At 74.3% G+C, this 17950-nt stretch carries 11 protein-coding genes and 2 pseudogenes; 10 read left to right on the top strand and 3 right to left on the bottom strand.

The genetic code is table 11. The features are described 5' to 3' along the window. Nucleotides 1-101 precede the first annotated feature (101 nt). Together AB0C76_RS33910 and AB0C76_RS33905 are read right to left on the bottom strand one after the other, a co-directional pair. Nucleotides 102-1203: pseudogene (locus tag AB0C76_RS33910) on the bottom strand (serine hydrolase domain-containing protein). Nucleotides 1204-1709: 506 nt separating this feature from the next. Then, nucleotides 1710-2036, bottom strand: coding sequence for a hypothetical protein (locus AB0C76_RS33905; RefSeq protein ID WP_359973023.1), 327 nt, complete (start codon nt 2034-2036; stop codon nt 1710-1712). 197 nt (nt 2037-2233) lie between these two features. Between AB0C76_RS33905 and AB0C76_RS33900 the strand changes: the two genes are divergently transcribed. The 8 genes from AB0C76_RS33900 (at nt 2234) to AB0C76_RS33865 (ending at nt 11808) form a co-directional block, all read left to right on the top strand. After that, entirely contained in the window at nt 2234-3448 is a 1215-nt protein-coding gene (locus AB0C76_RS33900; protein WP_359973021.1) for an RNA-binding protein, read from the top strand. A 160-nt stretch (nt 3449-3608) separates the two neighbouring features. Next, on the top strand, nt 3609-4991 hold the full coding sequence (locus AB0C76_RS33895) for a cytochrome P450 (protein ID WP_359973019.1): 1383 nt from the start codon (nt 3609-3611) through the stop codon (nt 4989-4991). Nucleotides 4992-5031: 40 nt separating this feature from the next. Beyond that, nucleotides 5032-6135 (top strand): hypothetical protein, encoded by a 1104-nt coding sequence (locus AB0C76_RS33890; RefSeq protein ID WP_359973017.1) that lies wholly within the window; start codon nt 5032-5034, stop codon nt 6133-6135. Between the two features lie 288 nt (nt 6136-6423). After that, nucleotides 6424-7269, top strand: coding sequence for a 2,3,4,5-tetrahydropyridine-2,6-dicarboxylate N-succinyltransferase (locus AB0C76_RS33885; protein ID WP_359973015.1), 846 nt, complete (start codon nt 6424-6426; stop codon nt 7267-7269). A 65-nt stretch (nt 7270-7334) separates the two neighbouring features. Beyond that, nucleotides 7335-8552: an acyl-CoA dehydrogenase gene (locus AB0C76_RS33880; RefSeq protein ID WP_359973013.1), complete on the top strand. Its 1218-nt coding sequence runs from the start codon at nt 7335-7337 to the stop codon at nt 8550-8552. 17 nt (nt 8553-8569) lie between these two features. Further along, complete coding sequence (locus tag AB0C76_RS33875; RefSeq protein WP_359973011.1) at nt 8570-10111, top strand: AMP-binding protein; 1542 nt, start codon at nt 8570-8572, stop codon at nt 10109-10111. A 187-nt stretch (nt 10112-10298) separates the two neighbouring features. Further along, a complete protein-coding gene (locus tag AB0C76_RS33870) occupies nt 10299-10865 on the top strand; it encodes a hypothetical protein (RefSeq protein ID WP_359973009.1) in 567 nt (188 codons plus the stop codon). A 43-nt stretch (nt 10866-10908) separates the two neighbouring features. Further along, nucleotides 10909-11808 carry an endonuclease/exonuclease/phosphatase family protein gene (locus tag AB0C76_RS33865; RefSeq protein WP_359973007.1) on the top strand — a complete coding sequence of 300 codons (900 nt, stop codon included), beginning with the start codon at nt 10909-10911 and terminating at the stop codon, nt 11806-11808. Nucleotides 11809-12176: 368 nt separating this feature from the next. On the opposite strand, the gene AB0C76_RS33860 is transcribed toward AB0C76_RS33865, so the two are convergent. Further along, nucleotides 12177-14963, bottom strand: coding sequence for an AAA family ATPase (locus AB0C76_RS33860; RefSeq protein WP_359973005.1), 2787 nt, complete (start codon nt 14961-14963; stop codon nt 12177-12179). Nucleotides 14964-15275: 312 nt separating this feature from the next. Between AB0C76_RS33860 and AB0C76_RS33855 the strand changes: the two are divergent. Then, nucleotides 15276-16445, top strand: a pseudogene (locus tag AB0C76_RS33855) (glycoside hydrolase family 27 protein); the annotation flags it as partial. Between the two features lie 177 nt (nt 16446-16622). Further along, entirely contained in the window at nt 16623-17936 is a 1314-nt protein-coding gene (locus AB0C76_RS33850) for a diaminopimelate decarboxylase (RefSeq protein ID WP_359973003.1), read from the top strand. Nucleotides 17937-17950: the final 14 nt, after the last annotated feature.

Raw genomic sequence — 17950 nt, 5'->3', positions numbered from 1 at the left:
GGACACCACCAGGTCACCGCCCGTCGCAGCCACTACCGACGACGACTCGACAGTCCTTCAACCGGATAGATCACGAAGTCATACTGGAGTACTAGCCGGCCCTACCCCTCCAGCAGCGCACAGACGAAGTCCTCCTCGACGGCGCGCAGCCGCTCCAGCGGTTCCGGGCTGTTCCGCTGGTTGACCTGCTCGGTGACGGACACGGTGACGCTGCGCCGCCCGTCCGGGGTGCCCGCGCCGAACTGGGTGTAGCCGGCGGTGTTGCCCGTGTGCCCGTACACGACGCCGCACCGGGTGGTGTACTCGAAGATCGCCAGCCCGGCCCGGTTGGCCCCCGGGCCGGCCGGCTCGGAGGCCCCGGCGACGAAGGCGCGCTGCTCCAGGCGGGTGGCGTCGCTGATCAGCGGCCCGCCCGCGTAGGCGGCGGCGAACGTGTTGAAGTCCTGAGGGGTGGAGACCAGCCCGCCCGAGGCCCAGGCGCCCGAGGCGCCGAACCGGGTGCTGACGTCCTCCACCCGGTGGGGCGGCTGGACGGCGTAGCCGTGCAGGTAGGGCCCGGGCAGCTCGAAACCGGAGGGCAGGCTGGTCCCCTCGAGCCCGAGCGGAGCGTAGACCTGGGAGCCGAGCAGGTCCTCGTAGCGCTGCCCGGTGGCGGCCTCGGCCATCAGGGCGACGGCGATGTTGTCGGAGTTGGAGTACTGGTAACGCGTGCCGGGGGCGAACTCCAGGGGGTCACCGGCGACGAAGTCCAGCAGGTGCCGGGAGTCGAACACGTGGTGCGGATCGGCGAGGATGACGTCGACGAAGCCCGGCGCCATGCTGTAGTCCGGCAGACCGCTGGTGTGGTTGAGCAACTGGCGCAGCGTCACCGCGCCCCAGTCGGCGGGCAGCGTGGGCAGCCGCTCGGCGATGGTGTCGTCCAGGCCGAGCAGCCCGCAGTCGACGAGCCGCAGTGCGACCGCGCCGCTGAACGCCTTCGCGGCGCTGGCGAGCCGCATGTGGTCGGTGGGCTCCGGCGGGCGGCGGGTGCCGACCTTCGACACCCCGGCCCGCACCACCCGCACGCGGTCGCCGTCGCGCAGCACCGCGATCGCCCCGGGCGGCCCGTCCGGACGGTCGACCAGCTCCTGCAGCCGGGCCCCGCAGCGCCCGGCCGTCGTCCCCGTGACCGCCCCCGGCCGAGGCGGGAACGGCGGGCACCAGCACCACCGAGGCGGTGGCGAGCAGGACGGCGAGTGCGCCCCCGGGGCGGCGGCGAGAGCGAAGCGGCACGGCGGGTCCTCCGAACGACGATCCGGTGAGGGGACGGGAACGCCCCGGCGGCAAGGACTCACCCGCCGACGCCCCGGGGAAACGGCCCGCCCGCCACCTTGACCCGCCCAGCCGAGCCGCTTCCGGCCACCGAACACCCGGCACCACCGCGCTCGGCGAGTCGATCATGGGGCCCGGTCGCCTCCGCGATGCACTTCGCAGAGGCAGTGTTCCCCGGCCTTCAGGCCGGGGAGGGGAAGTCAATCGGCTTCCAGGACTACCTTCCCCGCGAGCACCTGGCCATCGCCGTCTCGACCACCAACGGCCCGAACGCCCCGGCCGACCACAGCGCCCACACCATCGCCCAGCGCATCGCGGCGGCCCTCGCCCCGGGCCACCCCGTCCCCGACTTCGGCTGGGCCGGTGTGCCTCGCGGCGGAGGGCGCCTCAGCGAGCGCTCAACGGACGGTCCGGCCGCCGGCGGTGGCTTTCGACCGGCGCGAGCGCACGGCCCGGTGCAGCAGGAGGACTTCGGCGAGCGCGACGACGATGACGAGGGCATCGAACACCGGGGCGCTCACCCTGGCGCCGATGCCGCTCGCAACGAGGGGGAGGACCGCTCCCGGGGCGGCCAGGGCGAAGGCGAGAGCCGGCAGCGCGGCCGAGCCGTCGAGCGGGTCGCTCCAGGGGTGGAACGAGTGCCACGCGGCCAGGGCCACGAGCACGACGGCGTAGAGCGCGAAGAGCGCACGAGCGGTGGAGGGGCGCGGACGGGGATTGATCACGGACCGGATGATGCCACGTGCGGACCCGGGTCCGGGGCCGTGGTCCCTGTCCGGGCCGTTCCCGACCGGGCGGGGCCGTGTTCGGCTTCAGCCCGAGAGGACACGGGCGCAGGGCATATCGCTGCGACGCACGCCGGTGCTGTCCCGTGACGGGCCCCGGCCGCCCTCGGCCGGTCCGGTTCCGGCAGGATGACCCGGTGAGCTCTCCCCGCCGGCACGTCCACCGGATCACCAAGTACGACCCCGCCGACCGCAACGAGTGGGGCCACTACACCGGGACGCTGGACTCGGCCAGTGACCACGGGCCGGTCGAGGCGGCCTACCTCGCCGCGGTCGCCGCCTTCGCGGAGGACGCCGGCGTGCGGCACCTGGACATCCGAGAGCCCCAACTCGCGCCCGGCTTCACGCACTTCGGTCTGGAACCGGCGATCGAGGGCCACGGCCTCGCCGGGCTGTTCCCGCCCGACCTCACCGGCTACCACGACGGCGCCATGGTGGTACTGCCCGTCGCCCTGGAACTGGTGCGGGCGATGCTGCGCGACAACGGCGCCTGGTGCTGCCTGGAGACCGACGACGGCTTCACCGTCCACGTCGGATACGACCAGTACCTGTACGTGGGTACGGCCGGGCCCTGCGAGCGGGCCGTGGCCCGCACCCGGGCGATGGGGCTGTTCCCGGAGCCCGTGGACGCCTCCCCGTACGACGACGACCCCGACGAGCCCGGTGAACAGCGACCGGCCGACGAGGTCTTCTGGGCCAGGGTGCGCTGGTGCGTGGCGAAGGGACGGGCGGGGCTCCTGGAGGAGATGCCCGTCGGCAACGTCTCCCGCTGGCACCGGCTCACCGACGACGACGCGATCGAGGCGGTGCGCGCGCGGCTTGCCCCGCGCGCACAACTGGCCGTGTGGCCCGGCCTTTCCCCCGACGTCGCCGCCGTCCTGGCCGGCCTCCCGGACGAGGGCCGGATCGAGTTCGTCTGGGAGGACGACGACGGCCGGATCACCAGCACGGTCGCCGACGAGGAGGAGTTCGCCGCCGTGGCCGCCCGCATCGCGGGCGCCCGCGCCGCCGCGGCCCTGTCGATGTACCTCGACGAACGCACCCCCGTGCTCACCGCCGTGCTCCCCGACCCCGACGGCGTCCTGCGCGCCCGCTGGCGCACCGACCCGGCCCCCGGCGACCGCGACTGGGCCCTGCTGAAAACCCTGACCCCCGGCCAGGAGGTGACCGGCACCGTCACCGGAGCCACCGCCTCGGGCGCCGCCCTCGTCGACATCGGCGGCTTCACCGCGGCCATCACCGACGCCACCATCCCGGTCGGCTGCAGGGTCACGGTGCAGGTCCTCGACGTCGACATGGTCAGGGAGCAGGTGTCTCTGACCCTTGCCCCGCAGCAGCCGGACGAATGGTGACAGGGTGTGACGCACCGGCTGGAAAGCGTCCTAGGACAGATATTCGGGGGTGTCCCGGGCTTCTCAACTCCCCTCGGGCGGTGCCAGATTGACTGCCTTCCGGCGGCCGGGGGTCCCGTCCCGGCCGGCCGGGGTGCTGGCCGTCGTCGAATGGGGAGACATGACTGCACCTGCCGTGACCGCCGCTCCCGTCCACCGTGCCGGGCGGGCGCCCGGGGCGGTTCCGTTGCTCGGGCACGTTCCGGCGCTGTTCCGTGATCCGCTGCCGTTCCTGCGCTCGCTGCCCGCGCACGGGGACCTCGTCGAGCTGCGGCTCGGGCCGCAGCGGGCGGTGATGGTGTGCACGCCGGAGCTGTTCCAGCACGTCCTCACCGACAACCGGCACTTCGACAAGGGCGGGCCGCTCTTCGACAAGCTGCGGCCCTTCCTCGGGGACGGGCTGGGCTCCACGCCGCACGACGTGCACCGGCGCCAGCGCCGTCAACTCCAGCCCGCCTTCCGGGCGGAGGCCTTCGGGCGGTACCTGGGGGTGATGCTGGAGGAGGCCCTCGCCACGGCGGGCGGCTGGTCGGACGGGGCCGTGATCGACGTCGAGCGGCACGCCTACCCGCTGATCGCCCGCATCATCACCCGCACGATGTTCTCCGCGGACGGCTCCTCCGCCGCGGTGGCCCGCATCGCCGCCGTCTACCCGGACTTCCACGCGGGCATCGGCCGGCAGATGCGCTACCCGTTCGCCCTGCTCGACCGGCTGCCGACGCCGGGCAACCGCCGCTTCCGTCACGCCTGCCGCACCGTGAGCCGGGAGGTCGACGGCGCGATCTCCGCCCGTCGGGGCACCAGCGGCGAAAGCAGCGACGCCACGCAGGACGACCTCCTCGCCCTCATGATCGGCGAGGGGCTGACCGACCGCGAGATGCGCGACCAGGTCGTCACCATGCTCACCGGCGGCATCGGCACCTCCGCCTCCGCGCTCGGCTGGGCCCTGCACTTCCTGTCCCGGGACGAGGAGTTGGCCGACGCTGTCGCCCGTGAGGCCCGCGCCGTCCTGCCCGCGCCCGCCGACACCCGCGCGCTCACCCCCGCCGACCTCGCCCGCCTCGACCTCGCCCACCGCGTGGTGGCCGAGACGCTGCGCTACTACCCGTCCGCCTGGTTCTACAGCCGCACCGTCACCGCACCCGTCGAACTCGCCGGCGAGCACCTCACCCCCGGCACCCCCGTCCTCCTCTCCCCGTACCTCCTCCACCACCGCCCCGACCTCTACCCCGACCCCGAACGCTTCGACCCCGGCCGCTGGTCGCCCGAGCGCCGCGCCGAACTCCCGCGCCAGGCCTACGTCCCCTTCGGCTACGGCGCCCGCAAGTGCATCGGCGACGTCTACGCCCTGACCGAGATCACCCTGGCCCTCGCCGTCATCGCCTCCCGCTGGCACCTGCGGCCCAGGCCCGGGCCCGTCCTGCCGCACCTGGTCGAACCCCGCCCCTGGACCGTGATCCACCCGGCCCCGCTGCGCCTGCGCCTGAGCGCCAGACGCCCCTGAACCACGCCGCAGCGGACCGCCAGAAGGAGCCGAACACGGCATGACACCCCTCCCGCCCCTCCCGCCCGTCCCGTGCGACCTGCGCCTCCTGCCCGACCCCGGCCACGTCCTGTACCGCCTGCCGCCCCGCATGTCCCCCCACCGCCAGGAGCTGGAGCGCCTCATCCTGGAGTGGGCCGACCGCTACGGCCTGGTCGACGGCCCGCGCGCCCGCCAGCGCCTCGCCGACACCCACCTCGGCGAACTCATCGCCCGCTGCTACCCGCACCTGCGCGCCGAGCGGCTCGCCCCCCTCGCCGGCTGGTTCACCTGGGCCTTCGTCATCGACGACCTCTACGACGGCCGCGAGTGCGCCAAGGCCGCACGGGCCGCCGGCCACACCCGCACCACCCTGCGGATGCTCGCCGCCCTCCCGATGATCTCCGATGGACCGTCAGCACGGGGAAACCGGCGGGCCGCCCGCGCCCACGGCATGCCGCCGCTCGCCGTCGAACTCGCCGAGGTGTGGCGCCGCATGGCCGGCCGCCAGAGCCTCCAGTGGCAGCTGCGGTTCATCGGCCACATGGGCCAGTTCCTCGACGCCTTCCGCTACGAGGCGGCCAACCGCGAGCGCCGGCACGTCCCCGCCCTCAGCGGCTACACCCAGCTGCGCCGCGCCTCCGGCGGCATCACCCCCTCGCTGGACCTGCTGGAGTACGCGGCCGGCCAGGAGGTCCCGGCGCTGCTCCACGAGTCCGAACAGCTGCGCACGATGGTCAACAAGGCGGCCGACGTGGTCGTCTGGGTGAACGACGTCCTGTCGCTGCGGAAGGAGCTCGCCGTCGGGGAGGTCACCAACGGCGTGCTGGCGGTGGGCCGGGAGCTGGGCTGCGGGATGCAGGACGCCATCGACCACGTGTACCGCAAGGTCGCCCGGGACGTCGGGGTCTTCCTGCGCGCCGAGGAGTCGCTCACCGCGCTGTGCGGCAGCTGGCACGGGCTGGGGGAGGCCGACCGGGCCGCCGTCGGCACGTTCACCGACGGCCTGAAGGCGTGGATGCGCGGCAACCTGGAGTGGGGGTGCAACTCCCGCCGGTACCTGGAGGCCGACACCCTGCGCCTGACGGGACGCCCGGCTCTGCCGGATCGGCAGACCCCGGCCTGAGCCCGGTCCGCCGAACTCCAAGCAGCCCTATGATCAGGGCAAAAATTTACTTTTCAACCTTAACATCTATGCCTACATGCGCGATTTGATCTACGAATCGCAGGTATGTCAGGGTGACTTCGGCGCGCCGTTACCAGCAGGTAACTCGGCGTGCCGTTGTCGCGTGCGGACGCCCCGGGGAAATGACGGGTGCCACGCGACGCAGCCGGAGGCCGCACCCGGGGGAATCTCGTGCGGGCCGGCTCCCGACCTGGAAAACCTGGAAAATCTGTTGAGCGGGGAATGGCAATGGGTGATCGCGGCATCGATGTGACGAGCCTGCAGAGCGAACTCGAAGAGCTGTGGCTGCGCCGCGACGAGGTGTCGCTGCAGTCCGCCGAGGCGGTGGCGGCCGTCGACGCCGCGATCGGCCTGCTCGACAGCGGCCGCGCGCGGGTGGCCGAGCCGGTGGGCGGCGAGTTCGTCGTGCACGAGTGGCTGAAGAACGCGATCCTGCTGCTCTACAAGCAGGCCTCGCCGCAGCCCTCGCAGTTCGGCCCGTTCCACTGCGCCGACAAGATCCCGCTGAAGAGCACGATCGACGGGGTCCAGGTGTCGCCGGGCGCGGTGATCCGGCGCGGCAGCTTCCAGGAGCCCGGCGTGGTGGTGATGCCCAGCCACATCGGCATCGGCTCCTACGTCGGCGAGGGCACCCTGGTCGACTCCTGGGTCGGCATCGGCTCCTGCGCCCAGATCGGCCGCAACGTCCACCTGTCCGGGGGCGTCGGGCTCGGCGGCATGATCGAACCCCCGATGGCCAAGCCCGTCGTGATCGAGGACGACGCCTTCATCGGCGCCCGCTCCATGGTCTACAGCGGCGCCCGGGTCGGCGAGGGCGCCCTGCTGGGCGCCGGTGCCCTGCTGACCGACACGATCCCCGTCATCGACGCCGCCACCGGCGAGGAACTGAGCCGCGGCGAGGTGCCGCCGTGGACGGTCGCCGTCCCGGGCAGCCGCCCGCGCGAGTTCGCCGGCGGCACCTTCGGACTGCCCTGCCTGCTGGTGATCAAGCACCTGAAGAAGGGCGAGCGCCACGACAAGGCCAAGCTCAACGACGCCGTGCGCACCCAGCCGCCCGCCGCACTCAGCCTCTGACAGCCCCCGGCCGCCCGCCGCGCTCGCCCCCCAGCCGACCCACTCCGCAAGGACGAAGCCCACCCATGCCCGCCACCGGCATCAGCCCGCTCCTGCTCCGTCGCCCCGAACTCCTCGAACTCGAAGCCAGGTTGACCGCCTTCCTGGACACCCACCTGCCCTCACCCGTCCGCGAGGGCGACCCCCGCCCCGACTGGCTCGCCCTGCGCGCCCGGGCCGCCGCCGCCGGACTCACCGGCATCGACATCGAAGCCCCGGACGGACCGGACGAACCGGGCACGACCGGACGCGTCGCCCAGGGCATGGCCATGTTCCTCGCCGGCCAGCGCGACTGCGACGCCCGCGAGATCTTCAGCACCGGCCACGCCGCGATGCCGCTGCGCCACGGCTCGCCCGCGCTCGTCCGCGACACCCGCGAACAGGTCGTCGGCGCGGGCAAGCTGGCCGGCATCGCCTCCAGCGAACCGCACTCGGGCTCGGACCTGCGGGGCTTTCGCACCGTCCTGGTCGACCACGGCGACCACTACACGCTCTCCGGCTCCAAGGGCCTGATCAGCCGGGTCGAGGAGGCGTACGGCTTCGTCGTCTTCGCCAAACTCGTCGACAGCGCGGACCTGGAGAGCACCGACCTGCGCGAGGTGCCGCTGTCCGCCGTCTGGGTCCCGACGGACGCCGCCGGCGTGCTCACCGACACCACCGACCCGATGGGCATGCGCGGCTGGAGCTTCGGCCACCTGCACTTCGTCGACGTCCGCCTGGACAAGGACCACCTGCTCGGCGCCCCCGGCGACGGCCGCCGGATGTTCGACGCGCACTTCTCCGCCTGGCGCCTGATGATGTCCCTGGTCTGCCTGGGCGCAGCCGCCGCCGCGATCCAGGAGTCCGCGGCCCGCACCCGCGCGCGCACCGTCGCCCGGATGCCGCTCGCCGCGATCCCCTCCGTCGCCGCCCGCCTGGGCACCGTCGCCGCCCAGGTCGAAGCCGCCACCGCGTGGTGCTTCGCCCTGCTGGAGCGCATCGACCGGGGCGAGACCGACGTCGCCGCCTGCTCCGCCGCCAAGGCCCTGGCCACCGACACCGCCTACCGCGCCGTCGACCTCGCCCTCCAGCTGCACGGCAGCGAGGGCTACACCAAGCAGACCCCCCAGGAGAAGCGCCTGCGCGACATCCGCGGGCTGCGCATCGCCGACGGACCCAACGACACGCTCTACAGCGTGCTCGCCCACTCCCTGCTCACCGAAGAGCACCCCACCGTCGACGCGCGCCCCCTCGCCCACCACTGACCCGAGGCGCAGAACACATGCCGACCATCCCGCCCTTCCGCACCGAAGTCGTCGACATCCTCGACGAGTTGGCCACCGACCCCGCCCGCCCGGTCCTGCTCCACCGCGGACGCGTCACCACCGCCGGGCAGCTGCGCGACCTCACCCACCGGCTCGCCCGCGCCCTGCGCGCCCGCGGCGTCGACCGCCACCACACCCTCACCCTGCTGACCGGCAACCGGCCCGAGGCGATCGCCGCGCGCTACGCCGCCAACCTCGTCGGCTGCCGCGCCAACCAGCTCTACACCCGGCTGCCGGCCGACACCCAGGCCGCCATGGTCCGCGACGTCGAGACCCACACGCTGATCGTCGACCCCGACCACGCCCAGCGCGCCGCCGCGATCACCGCGCAGACCCCCGTCGAGGACGTCCTCGTCCTCGGCCCCGGAGAGAGCACGGCCGGAACCGACCTGCTGGCCCTCGCCGCCGCCCAGAGCGGCGAACCCTTCACCAGCCGCGCCCGCCCCCAGGACGTCCGCACCATCCGCCACTCCGGCGGCACCACCGGCCACTCCAAGGGCATCTGCATCACCTACGGACAGGTCCGCCGCTTCGGCCCCGACCTGCCCGCCGACGACCCGGCCGGCCCGCCGCGCCTGCTGGTGTGCACCACCATCGCCCACGCCGCCGGCCAGCTGACCGACAAGGTGCTGCGCGCCGGCGGCAGCGCGGTGCTTCTCGACGGGTTCGAGCCGGCCGCCGTCCTCGCCGCCATCGAGCACGAGCGCATCACCGACGTCTTCCTGATGCCCCCGCTGCTCTACCAGCTGCTGGACCACCCGGACTCCGCGCACACCGACACCGCCAGCCTGCGCCGCCTCACCTACGGCGGCTGCCAGGCCTCACCGGCCCGCCTGACCGACGCGCTGCGCCGCTTCGGCCCGGTCCTCGTCCAGCTGTACGGGCAGCACGAGGCGGGCATCGTCAGCGTCCTGGACACCGGCGACCACGACCCGGCCCGCCCGCACCTGCTGCACTCGGTGGGCCGGATCGCCCCCGGCCACCGGGTCGCGATCCGCGACGAGCAGGGCCGCGACCTGCCCGCCGGCCGGCACGGCGAGGTGTGCATCGCCTCCGACAGCCTGATGCAGGGGTACTGGAAGCAGCCCGACCTGACCGCCGCCACCGTCAGGGACGGCTGGCTGCACAGCGGCGACGTCGGGTACCTGGACGACGAGGGCTACCTCTACATCGTCGACCGCCTGAAGGACCTCATCAACACCGGCGCCGGCCACGTCTACACCTCCGAGGTCGAGGACATCCTCAACTCCCACCCCCAGGTGCACCAGAGCGCGGTCTTCGGCGCCCCCGACGCCAACCGGATCGAACGTGTCCACGCCGTCGTCGTCCCCGTCCCCGGCAGCCGCCCCGACCCGCAGGAGCTGCGCGCCCTGGTGCGCACCCGGCGCGGCCCGCTGCACGAGCCGGCCCACGTCTCGTTCCTGTCCGAGCTGCCGCTCACCGACGCGGGCAAGCCCGACAAGAAGCTCCTGCGCGCGCGGGCCGCCGCCGCCCGGTGACGCGGCACCGCCCAGGATCCGATGATCCGCGGGCTGCCGTTCAATCGACGTTGAGCGCGCGTGAAGGCGCTGCTAGTGTCCGCCTGCGCGCGGCCGTTCGGCCCCGAAGCGCTCCATGGGGGGAACCATGAGCACCCGGCCGGCGAAGCGTGCGCACGACCCGCTGACACTCAGGAGGAATCGACCCATGGCCGTGGCCTGCCCCCAGTGTGCCGCACCGGACGAGTGCGTCCCCGTGCCGCAAGCCCTGGCGGACGTCCGCCTCGACGGGGGAGTGAGGGCGCTGCTGGCCCCGCCGCCCGAGCCGGGGCCGGTCCGCATCCGCATGCACACCGCCTCGATCGTGCTCCTCTCCATCGCCGGGGCCCTCCTCATGCTCGGCATCGTCTCCCTGCTGAACTCCACCGGGGACCTGGACGGTTACAGCGCCGCCTACCGGGCGGGCCGCATCTTCGGCGTGTTCCTCCTGCCCGGGATCCTGGCGGCCGTCGGCCTCGTCGTGCACGCCAAGAGCCGCGAGAAGCGCACCCGGGCCGCCGAACAGGGCCTGCCGGAGCGGCAGGCGCTCTGGCAGCGCCACATCCGGGTGTGGCAGGCCGGCTGGCTGTGCCGGCGTTGCTGGGTGGCGTTCTTCCCGGCCGGATCGGTGCGCCCGGACGCGCCCGCCTCGGCCGCGATCCCCCTCGCCCACTTCCCGTCCTGGGTCATGGCCGGCGTCGGGCCCCTCACCGTCCCCGGTCAGGCGCAGGGCTGACGCGGCGTCCGGTCCCGGCACGGGAGGCGGTAGCGTCCCGGGCATGACGACGACTGCGCGGGTGCGCCTCGCGACGTTCAACGTGTTGCACGGCAGGCCGGTCGGGGCGGACGGGCGGCCGGCGTCCATGCGGGACATGCCCGCTCCCGAGCGGCCGCTGTGCGAGGCCGTCGCCGCGCTGGACGCCGACGTCGTGGCGCTGCAGGAGGTCGACCGGCTCCAGGAGCGCTCGGGCGGCGTCGACCAGGCCGGCGCGGTCGCCCGCGCGGTGGCGGCCGGCCACTGGCGCTACGCCTCCGCGCTGCACGGCCACGCCGTCCTCGGGCGGGGCTGGCTCCTCGACCCGTCCCGTCCGGGGCTGCGGGTGTACGGGCCCGACGACGCGGACCCGGACGACGGCGGCCCCTCGCACGGCGTCGCGCTGCTCTCGCGCCTGCCGGTGCGCGCGTGGCGGGCCGCGCGCCTCGCGCCGGCCCCGATCGCGGTGCCGCTGCGGATACCCGGCAAGCAAGGCCTCGTCTGGTCCCGCGACCGGCCGCGCGCGGCGCTGGCCGCGGTCGTCGAGGGACGGCGGGGGCCGTTCACGGTGGGGGCCGCGCACCTGTCGACCGTCCCCGGGCAGAACGTGCGCCAGCTGCTGTTCCTGCGCCGCTGGATCGCCGACCTGCCGCGCCCGCACGTCCTGCTCGGCGACCTCAACCTGGTCGGCGCCATCCCGCGCACCGTCCTGAGCGCCGCCGAACTGCTCGCCGCGCCGCACGACTCCGGGGAGCGGAACGGTGCCTGGCGCGATGCGGTCCGCGCCCGGACGTATCCCTCGCACCGCCCGCTGGTGCAGTTCGACCACATCCTGGTGAGCGGCATGGCCCTCACCCCGTACGGCCGCGCCCGGCGCAGCGCGGTGTCCGACCACCGGCCCCTGACGGTCGAACTCCCCTTTTGATCCTTGGCCCGGAGCCGCGAAGCGGCGACGGTCGCCGGGTTGTCAGTGACGTGCACTCTGTTGAACGCGGCAAACCGGGCGGGGGTGTTCCCGTGCTGTCCGGCCGTCGGTACCGGCTTGAACTCGACGTGGCGCAGGACGAGTTGTGTGAGATGTTTGGTGACCTGCGCCGGTCGGTGCGGAACACTGCCCTTGAGCAGCGGCGGGAGTACCGGCGGCGTGGGACGTGGATGAACTACGTGCCGCAGACCGCCGGCACTGGCCGGTCCGTGAAACGCCAACCACCGGCCACGCGCACACGCACGGGGCCAAGCCCCCGCGGCACGCGCGGCCGGAATCCCCGTGCCTTGGCGCGGGGAGGAAGTCGATCAGCCCAACAGGGCCCGCGCCCGGTCGGCCAGGCCGTCGGCGTCGCACCGGGTGGCCAGCTCCAGCCCGCGCGCGAGCGCGTCGCGCGCGCCCGACCCGGTGCCCAGCGCCTCGCCCAGGTCGACCAGCGCCACCGCGTGCTCGTAGCGGGCGGGGGAGCGCTCCAGGTGCCGCACGGCCTGCTCCAGCAGCTCGGCGGCGTACGGCCGTTCGTGCACCGAGGCACTGAGCCGCAGCGCGCTGCCGATCGCCGAGTCCGTGCCCGACTCCCTGGCCCGGCGCACCGCCTCCCCGGCCAGCGCGCGGGCCCGCTCCGGCTGGTCGCCCGCCACCGCGCGGGCCAGGTGGCCGAGCCACGGCGCCCACACCGTGTTGCGCCACCCGCGCGCGTCCAGGGCCGCGCCGGCGGCGGCCAGCGCCTCGGCCGCCCCCGACGCGTCTCCCCGGGCCAGCAGCAGCCGGCCGTACAGCGTCGGCGCGTCCGGCAGGACCATCACGCTCGGGTACGGCGGGCCGAAGCCGTGCTTCTGCGCGAGCTCCAGGGCCTCGGCGAGCCGTCCGCGCGCGGCCAGCGTCTCGGCCAGCGCCCCGACCGCGTCCCAGTGCAGCGGGATCCCCGGGCCGATCCGCCCGGCGATGCGCAGCGCCCGGCGCAGATGGTCCTCCGCCTCGGCGAGGGCACCGCAGCGGAAGCGGAGCATGCCGGTCAGCAGGTGGGCGAAGCCGAGGTGACCGCCGCTCCACCCGGCGACCTCGTAGGCGCGCACCGCCTCGGTGAACAGCTCCTCGGCCCGGTCGACCCGGTCGGCGTACAGGTAGCTGATGCCGAGGATGCCGGGCAGTTCGAAGCCCCAGGTGGTGTTGGTCCAGCCCAGGCTGGACGGCAGGCGGCCGTGCGGCAGCGCGGACTCGGCCAGGGCCAGCGCCTGCTCCCGGTCGGCGCCGCGCAGCGTGAGGTCCCAGCAGCGCAGCACGGCCACCGCGTGGGCCAGGCCGTCCTGTTCGAACAGCTGCACCTCGTCCACGTCCACGTCCACGTCGGTGCCGCTGCCGCTGCCGGCGTCGGTGAGGGCGTCGGTGAAGGCCAGGCCGACCGTGTCGAGCATCCGCGCGAACTCCGCGAGCCGCTTGGAGCGCCCCGGCCCGTCCTCGTCCACGGACTGGAACACGGCGAACATGAAGTGCGCGACCTCCAGGCGCAGCCGCCCCGGCCCCGGCGAGGTCCGCGCGGCCTCCTCGGCGCACACCGCGGCCGCCTCGTCGAGCCGGTTGCTGTGGGCGAGGGCCTGGGCCAGCCGGAACGTCGCGTCCACCCGCACCCCGGGGCCCAGCCCCTCCGGCTCGGCGAGCGCCAGGCGCAGCTGGTTGACGGTGGTCGCCGGGTCGGTGAGCAGGGCCGAGCAGCCGAGTTCGTAGAGCACCGTGGCCCGGTCCTCGTCGGCGGGCGGTTCGCTGATGGCCCGGCGCAGACAGCGCTGGGCGGCCTCCGGCGCGCCGATGGCCAGGTGCTCGCGGGCGGCGCGGCGCAGCTTGGCGACGATGGCGCCGTCGCCCTCGGGCAGCAGCTCCAGCAGGTGCCGGGAGGCCGCCAGCAGGCCGAGGCCCGCGTTCTCCACCTCGACGGCGGCGACCCCGTGCATCCCGGTGCGGGTGGCCGGCGGCATGGACTGGTAGAGCGAGGTCGCCACCAGCGGGTGGACGAACTCCAGCCGCCCTCCCGGCGCGCTGGTCAGCACCCGGTGCCGGCGCAGCTCCCGCACCGATCCGGCGGCGGTGTCCGGGCTCTGGGCGCAGATCGCGGCGGCGAGCTCCGGGCGGATGTCGGTGCCGAGCATCGACGCCGCCCAGGCGAAGCGCAGCGTGGTGGGGCCGAGCTTGTCGAGCCAGTGCCGCAGGGTCATCCCCCGTGCGTTGGCGGCGAGTTCGCGCAGCTGCTCGGTGTTCTCGCCGACCGGGTCGAGCTGCTGGTCGAGGACCTCGCGCAGCAGGGCGGTGGTCTCGTACGGGTTGCCGGCGGTGACCGACCAGACGTCGCGGCAGAAGGCGTCCTCCGCTCCGGCGCCCAGGGCCTCGCGCACCAGGTGCGCGACCGAGGCGGGCCGCAGCGGCCGCAGCCGGTGGCACCGGTCGGCCGCGGCGGCCAGCGCGCGCTCCAGGGCGAGGACGCCGTCGGGGAACTCGTCGCGGCAGGCCAGGACCAGCAGGGCGGGCAGCTCGCGGGCGCGCACCGCCACGCCCGCCAGCCAGCCAAGCGACTCCGGGTCCGCCCAGTGCAGGTCGTCGACGATCACCGCCACCGGCGGGCGCAGCTGGACGAGTCGGGTGAGCACGAAGTCCAGCCCGTCGCGCACCCCCTGCGGGTCGAGCTGCCCGCCGGGCCGCAGCAGTCCCACCGCCGGGCCCACGATGTCCTCCCACGGCCCCAGCACCCGCGCCCGCTCCCCGTCGGACAGGCCCGCCAGCACCGGCTGCACCAGCTGGCGCACCACGTGGAACGGCTCGTGACGCCGCTGCTCCCCGCCCCGGGCGAACAGCACGGTGCAGCCCGCGCCCGCCGCCTCGCGCCGGACCTCGGTCAGCACCGTGGTCTTGCCCAGTCCGGCGGCCCCGGTGTACAGCAGCACCTCCCCCGACGCGCCGCCGCCGGGCCCGTCCCCGGTCCGGGTGAGCGCCCCGATCGCCTGCCCGGCAGACCGCAGCTCGGCCTCCCGCTCGTGCAGCCGGGCCCCCGGCCCGCGGTCCCCGCCACCGTCCCCCGCAGCGGGCAGTCCTTCGGCCACCGTCATCTCCAATTCTTGCTGATTAGGCCGTTGTTGACGAGCTGTTAGAGGCTACTGCCGAACGCGCCCCTCCGGTTGTGCCCTTGACAGTCCGGCGGCCCGGCGGCCGGTGTCCCGGCGCCGCACGTCGGAGTCGGGGTGCCCCTTCGCCGGCCCGGCCGCAGGCCCGCCCGGACCTGCGGACGACACGTTCGGGTGGTCATGGGGGGATCCGCGGTTGACGTCCCTCCGGCGTCAGCAGATTACGAAGCATCAGTTTCCGCCCTCGGAAACCCCCTTGCGGCTTCCTTGCCACTTCCCGGTCCCACTGGAGGAACGATGCGCAAACTCTGGGTCACGGCGCTCGCGGCCGTGCTGAGCGTGGCGCCCTGCGCCGTCGCCCCGGCGGCCGCGGCGCCGGCCGCGGCGCCGGCCGGTGCCGCCCTGGCCCCCACCCCGCCCATGGGCTGGAACGACTGGAACGCCTTCCGCTGCGAGGTCAGCGAGCAACTCGTCGAGCAGACCGTCGACGCGATCGTCGACACGGGCCTGAAGGCGGCCGGCTACGAGTACGTCAACATCGACGACTGCTGGATGACCCACGAGCGCAGCCCCGACGGGCACCTCGTGCCGGACCCGGTCAAATTCCCGCACGGCATCGCGGCCGTGGCCGACTACGTCCACGCCAGGGGCCTCAAGCTCGGCATCTACGAGAGCGCCGGCGTGGAGACCTGCGCGCACTACCCCGGCAGCCTCGGCCACGAGCAGCAGGACGCGGACTCCTTCGCCTCCTGGGGCATTGACTACCTGAAGTACGACAGCTGCCCGGGCAACCAGCCGACCCCGGCCCGCGAGCGCTACCGGACGATGGGCGACGCCCTGGCCCGCACCGGCCGCCCGATCGTCTACAGCCTCTGCAACTGGGGTGAACAGGACGTCGCCGACTGGGGCGCCGAGATCGGGCAGCTGTGGCGGACCACGGACGACATCCAACCCACGTACAGCCGGATGCTGGAGATCTTCCACGTCAACGTCCAGCTCGCGGACCGCGCCCGGCCGGGCGCGTGGAACGACCCCGACGCGCTGGAGGTCGGCAACGGCATGACGGCCGACGAGGACCGCGCCCACTTCTCGCTCTGGGCCGCCATGGCCGCCCCGCTGCTCGCCGGCACCGACCTGACCAGGGCCACCCCGGCGACCATGGCGATCCTCGGCAACACCGAGGTCATCGCCGTGGACCAGGACCCGCTCGGCAAGCAGGGCCGTCCGGTCGCCCTGGGCAACGGCCTGGACGTCCTGGCCAAGCCCCTCGCCGACGGCTCCGTGGCCGTCACGCTCTTCAACGAGAACGCCGAGCGCGCCGTCATCTCCACGACCGCGTCCGCCGTCGGCCTGCCGGCCGCCGACCACTACCTCCTGCGCGACCTCTGGGAACACACCACGGGCGAGACCGCCGGTGCCATCGGCGCCGAGGTGCCGGGCCACGGCGCCGTGATGTACCGGATCACCCCGGCGGGGGCCGGCCCGAACCACTGACGCCACGTCACCCCCTTCCCCACCCCGCGCCGGGGGCGCCCCGCCCGGGTCGCAGCCCAGGCCACGACGCGATCCCCCAGGGCCTGGCAGCCTGGTGCCAGGCCCCACGGAACCCTCCCGGGCCCCACCGACGACACCCAGCGGGGCATCATGACCACTCGCCGGCCGTCCGGCCACCCCGCGGCCGCCCGCCGCGAACACGTCCTGAAGGAAGCCGTCCAGCGCAGACTCCTCGACCCCGAACAGGCCCTGCTCGCCGCCTTCGTCGACCTCGACGGCGTCGAGGCGAGCGTCACCGCCCTGCACCGGGCCTTCCCGGACTCCGTCGACGCGCTGCACACCTTCGCGGCCAAGGCCAACTGCCTCGTCCCCGTCCTCGAACGGCTGCGCCACCTCGGCATGGGCTGCGAGGTCGCCGGCCCCGGCGAGTTCGCCCACGCGCTCGCGGCCGGCTTCGACCCCGCGCGGATCGTCTACGACGCCCCGGCCAAGACCCGCGGCGAACTCGCCCGGGCCCTGGAACTCGGCGTCGCGCTGAACATCGACAACTGGCAGGAACTCGACCGCGTCGACGCCCTCCTGCGCACCCGCCCGTCCCGCTCCCGCCTCGGCATCAGGATCAACCCGCAGATCGGCGCCGGCACGATCGGCGCGATGTCGACCGCCACCGCCACCTCCAAGTTCGGCATCCCGCTCGCCGACGACGGCAATGCCGAACGCCTCCTCGCCGCCTACCGCGCACACCCCTGGCTCACCTGGATCCACGTCCACGTCGGCTCCCAGGGCTGCCCCCTCGACCTCATGGCCGAAGGCGTCGCCAAGGCCGTCGCCTTCGCCGAGCAGGTCAACGACGCACTCGGACGACGCCAGATCACCGGCATCGACATCGGCGGAGGACTGCCCGTCAACTTCGCCGACGACACCACCGACCCCACCTACGCCACCTACGCGGACCGGCTGCGCGCCCACGCCCCGGCCCTGTTCGGCGGCGGATTCCGCGTGGTCACCGAGTTCGGCCGCTCCCTGCTCGCCAAGAACGGCTTCATCGCCGCCCACGTCGAGTACACCAAGACCGCCGGCGGCCGGCACATCGCCCTCACCCACGCCGGCGCCCAGGTCGCCACCCGCACCGTCTTCATGCCCGAGGCCTGGCCGCTGCGCATCACCGCCCACCACCCCTCGGGCGCCGCCAAGCACGGCGACCCCGTCCCCCAGGACATCGCCGGCCCCTGCTGCTTCGCCGGCGACCTCGTCGCCCGCGCCCGGCCGCTGCCCCTCCTGGAACCCGGCGACCTCGTCGCCCTCCTCGACACCGGCGCGTACTACGCGACCACCCACTTCCAGTACAACAGCCTGCCCGAGCCCGCCGTCCACGGCTTCACCGTCGACCCCGACGGCACCGTGCACTTCGAACTCCTGCGCCCCGCCCAGACCACCGACGACCTGCTGCCCGCCCCCCGCTGACCCGCCGGACGCGC

The organism is Kitasatospora sp. NPDC048722 (assembly GCF_040650235.1).
Lineage (GTDB): Bacteria > Actinomycetota > Actinomycetes > Streptomycetales > Streptomycetaceae > Kitasatospora.
This window is presented reverse-complemented; position numbering and strand designations above follow the sequence as displayed.